Origin of the sequence: Aurantimonas sp. E1-2-R+4 (genome assembly GCF_036549515.1) — a bacterium.
Taxonomy (GTDB): Bacteria; Pseudomonadota; Alphaproteobacteria; order Rhizobiales; family Rhizobiaceae; genus Aurantimonas; species Aurantimonas coralicida_A.
Genome location: NZ_JAZHLK010000103.1, coordinates 1 through 3,931, shown reverse-complemented (window position 1 = coordinate 3,931; position 3,931 = coordinate 1). Strand labels below are relative to the sequence as shown.

The following is a 3,931-nucleotide window of genomic DNA, read 5'->3' as shown; positions in this document are numbered from 1 at the left end:
GGCAGATGGGGATAACGGGCCAGGTCGAGCCGAAGCGGACGCCGCTCGACACGGGCCAGCGCGATTTGCTTGACGGCGTCGAACCCCACCGCCCCGAGCCGGATCGCCTCGGTTGCGGATTTCGCTGATTCAGGACAGCCGTTTCGCAAAGTCGCGGACACTCGTTTCGGAACGTCCCGGACAGCTTTGGGCGTGAAGATCGAAGAGCCTTGTTTCGTTCAAGGGTGATTGATTTCGCGGATTGCGATCGCGGTCAAGCGGCGACGGTTTTGGTTTTGCGCATGCTTTCCCCTTCCAGGTTGACGCGATGGGCGTTGTGGACGAGGCGATCGAGGATCGCATCGGCAATCGTCGGGCTTCCGATGAGATCGTGCCAGCGCGATACGGGCACCTGGGCGGTGATCAACGTTGATTTCCTGCGGTAGCGTTCTTCGCAGATTTCCAGGAGATCGAGACGCTGCTGATCGCCCAGGCCATGGGTTCCCCAGTCATCGAGGATCAGAAGCTGGGCGCGGGCGAGTTTGTCGACCAGACGCGGGAAGCGGCCATCGAGGCGGGCCATGGCGAGATCCTCGAACCTTGCCTATCCGGTTGTTACCCACGCCCACTAAATGTGGGGTGCGCCCATTCCCCGGAGTAAAGCCCGTCAAAGGTCGGCGCAGCTGCCTCGCCGGCGATTCCGAGCAGCGAGCGGAACGCGTTGAAGGGATAGAAGCGCCGATTGAATCGAAACGTGAACTCGTTGAGGTAGGCTTGTAGATGCTTGGCGCTGACTCCATGATGGATGCCATTGATCCAAGTCTTCAGATTGGCGAAGACCAAGTGGATGATCGGCAGGAATTCCTCTGCGATCTCTGGGTCTCCGCATTCGGCGATCGCGTGGTGGTCGAATCCGCGCTTGCGAAGGCCGGCATAGCCGCTCCAATCGTCCGTGACGATCAGCGATCCGGGAGCGACGGCGTTTTCGACGAATCCGCAGAGCGAATTGGCGCTACGGTCAGGGACGACAGCGAGACGAACGCGCCCCGCGTAGCGACCGTCTTTCCGATTGTCGAGCTTGGTTCCCGGCTTGCGGTGACGCACCTCCACGGCGCAGGAGACGAGAACCTTGTGATGGACGCCCCGGCCTTCGCCGCGGGTCCGTCCTCCAACCCACGTTTCATCCACTTCGACATGTTCTTGCGGCTTGCCGCCAATCTTGTCGCGCTCCGGGCGCACCATCCCGGCGCGGAGCTTATGAAGGATGCCGAAAGCGGTTTCGTAGCGCGACAGGCCGAGCTGCCGCTGAAATTGGACGGCCGACATTCCCGGCGTGTGGCTGGCGATCAAGTAAGCCGCCCAGAACCAGGTCGACAACGGCGTGTGGCTGCGCTCCATGACGGTCCCAGCCATCAGGCTTACGTCTTTGCGACAGGCGCGGCAGCGCAGAACGCCCGGGCGCGCCTCGAAACGGAACGGCTCGCCAACGACGCCGCACCTTGGACAGGTGAACCCTCCATTCCAGCGGGCGTTTTCGAGATAGGCGGCACAGGCCGCGTCGTCCGGGAAAATACGTTGCAACTCCGGCAGAGACTGCGGGAACGGCAGGTCTTCACGGGCCAGGACATCCATGCCCAACACTAGATCTAGTGGGTGTGGGAATCAACCGGATAGGCAAGCCTCGAACAGGCGCGGCATCCGGACATAAAGGACGGAATGGTCGAGCCGGGCCGCCTGTCGACCGAAGGCACAGGCCAGCCACGTCTTGCCGGTGCCGGTCTGTCCATTGAGAATCAAGTTCTCGTTGGCTTTCAACCACTCGCCTTGCGCCAGCGACAGCACCTGACGCCGGTCGAGACCGCGGGCGGCGGTGAAGTCGATGTCCTCGATGGAAGCGTCGGGAAAGCGGAGCTTGGCGAGCCGAAGGCGGTTGGTCAGCCGCTTGTCGGCGCGAACGGCCGTCTCGCGATCGAGCATGAGACCCAGCCATTCGTCGCGGGCAAGCTCCGTCGCTCCGGGCTGCTCGCTCAAATCGCGATAGGCGCTCGCCATTCCGGCAAGGCCGAGCGCCTGCATCTGGTCGATGGTCGGATGGTTCAGCATGAGAGAATGTTCCTTTGTCATTGATAATAGGCGTTGCCGCGGATGTTGCCGTGCGGCGGCGAGGGTCTGACGGGCTCTGAGGGTTTGGCGCGGTCGAGCCCGGATTTGAGAATGGCGTTGACCGAGGAATAGGAGATCGCGTTGATCGTGAGGGCGCGCTCGCACGCCGCCTCGAGACGAGGCTTGTCGAACCGGCGTGCGAGCGAGATAACGCCCATGGCGGAGCGATAGCCCTGTTCGGGATGCGGCCGGTCGCGCATCAGTCGCTCGACGAGAATGGCGGTATTGACGCCGATCCGCGCCGCCTGCCGCATCAGGCTCTCCGGCGTCGTGTTGGCGTAGCGCCGATGCGCCTTGGGCATGTGCTCGTTGACGGTGACATGGCCAGAGCGCGCCGACCGGCGAACATGGCTGGCGACCCGCTTGTGGTCGTGGAATATCTCGACGACCCGATGGGTCAGCCTCACGTCGACCTTCTGGCCGATCAACCCGTGCGGCACGGAATAGACCGTCCGCTCGACATCGACGTGATAGTCGGGATGGACCTTGGCGGTCTTCCATTCGGCGTATTCGAAGGGCGCCGCCGGTAGCGGCGACAAGGCATCGCGCTCGACCGCCTCGAAGAGCTGGCGGCGGCTCTGGCCGACATGGCGCATCGGCCGGTCGTTCAGGTCGTCGAGGAGTTCGCGGATCGCCACGTTCAATTCGGCCAGCGAGAAGAAGCGCCGATTGCGCAGGCGCGCCAGGATCCAGCGCTCCACGATCAGGACCGCACCCTCGACCTTCCCTTTATCCCGGGGCTTGCGAACCCGGGTCGGCAGAATGGTCGTGTTGTAATGCTCGGCCATTGCCGCGAAGGTCGCGTTGAGCGTCGGCTCGAACCACAGGGCCTTGGCAACGCCGGCCTTCAGATTGTCGCAGACGATGCTCTTCGTCACGCCGCCGAAGAAGGCCAAGGCCCGGCATTGCCCTTCGATCCAGTCCGGCAGCGCCTGGCTGAAGCTGGCATAAGCGAACGTGTAGGACGAGGCGCCAAGCACGGCGACGAAGATCTGCGCCTCAAGGAACCGTCCCTTGTCCAGGTCGAAGACCGGCACCGTGTGACCGGCATAGTCGGTCTGCATGCCCGCGCCTGCCTCGAAGTGATTGCGGAAGCTCGGGCTGCGCCGATGCTCAAAAGCCTGCAAACCTTCGCAGAACCAGGTGTAGCCGTAGCCGTCCGAATGCGCGGCGCGGTATTCCTGCCATAAAAGCGTCCGCGTCACGCCCTTGCGCTTCAGCTCGCGCGACATTGCCGCCCAATCCGGCTCGCTGAGATCGCGTGGCGGCCGTCCCATCCGCTTGAACAGGATCGGCTCGAGACCCGCTTCTTCGAGGGGCTCCGGGGGCGGCCATCCGGCGATGCCCGCTTCCCGGGCGCGAAGCAGATAGGTCGAGACGCTCGTGCGGCCGATCCGCAGTCGTTCGGCGACCTCACGGACCGAAAGGCCCTCGGCGTAGGTCAGGCGAAGAATCGCCTTGATGTCCTTCATGGTGGTTCGCTTCGCAGCTTTCCGTCTCGGCATCGGTCCCTCTCGTCCTCGTGGACGATGAACCTGCCAAAACGGCGCTCTCGAAATCCGCACCCAACCCGGAATTTATCTGTCCGGGACTTTCCGAAATCGCTGTCCGCGACTTACCGAAATCCGTGTCCGCGACTTTCTGAAATCACTGTCCGGGACTTACCGAAACCCGCAGCCTCGGTCACGGCATCGGCGACGGTCGGCATCGCGATCGTCTCCATCAGTCGCAGGACCTGGATGAACTCCCGCTTGCCGCGATTGCCCATGCGGGCCTCGAGGAGATGACG

General features: G+C 63.3%; 3 protein-coding genes and 1 pseudogene. All 4 read right to left on the bottom strand.

All coding sequences use genetic code 11. The features are described from left to right. Positions 1-218: 218 nt before the first annotated feature. Positions 219-577, bottom strand: a pseudogene (locus VQ045_RS21295) (ATP-binding protein); the annotation flags it as partial. A 17-nt stretch (positions 578-594) separates the two neighbouring features. Next, the gene (locus tag VQ045_RS21290) at positions 595-1,611 is read right to left on the bottom strand and encodes an IS1595 family transposase (protein WP_331831543.1); all 1,017 of its coding nucleotides are present in this window, start codon (positions 1,609-1,611) and stop codon (positions 595-597) included. Positions 1,612-1,641: 30 nt separating this feature from the next. Beyond that, positions 1,642-2,082 carry an ATP-binding protein gene (locus VQ045_RS21285; protein ID WP_331831542.1) on the bottom strand — a complete coding sequence of 147 codons (441 nt, stop codon included), beginning with the start codon at positions 2,080-2,082 and terminating at the stop codon, positions 1,642-1,644. Between the two features lie 17 nt (positions 2,083-2,099). Continuing rightward, positions 2,100-3,647 (bottom strand): IS21 family transposase, encoded by a 1,548-nt coding sequence (istA, locus tag VQ045_RS21280; protein ID WP_331831541.1) that lies wholly within the window; start codon positions 3,645-3,647, stop codon positions 2,100-2,102. Between the last annotated feature and the right edge of the window lie 284 nt (positions 3,648-3,931).

Excerpts from the sequence above, each read along its gene's own strand:
- VQ045_RS21290 (WP_331831543.1), bottom strand. The coding sequence starts at position 1,611 with ATGGATGTCCTGGCCCGTGAAGACCTGCCGTTCCCGCAGTCTCTGCCG.
- istA (WP_331831541.1), bottom strand. The coding sequence starts at position 3,647 with ATGCCGAGACGGAAAGCTGCGAAGCGAACCACCATGAAGGACATCAAG.
- VQ045_RS21285 (WP_331831542.1), bottom strand. The coding sequence starts at position 2,082 with ATGCTGAACCATCCGACCATCGACCAGATGCAGGCGCTCGGCCTTGCC.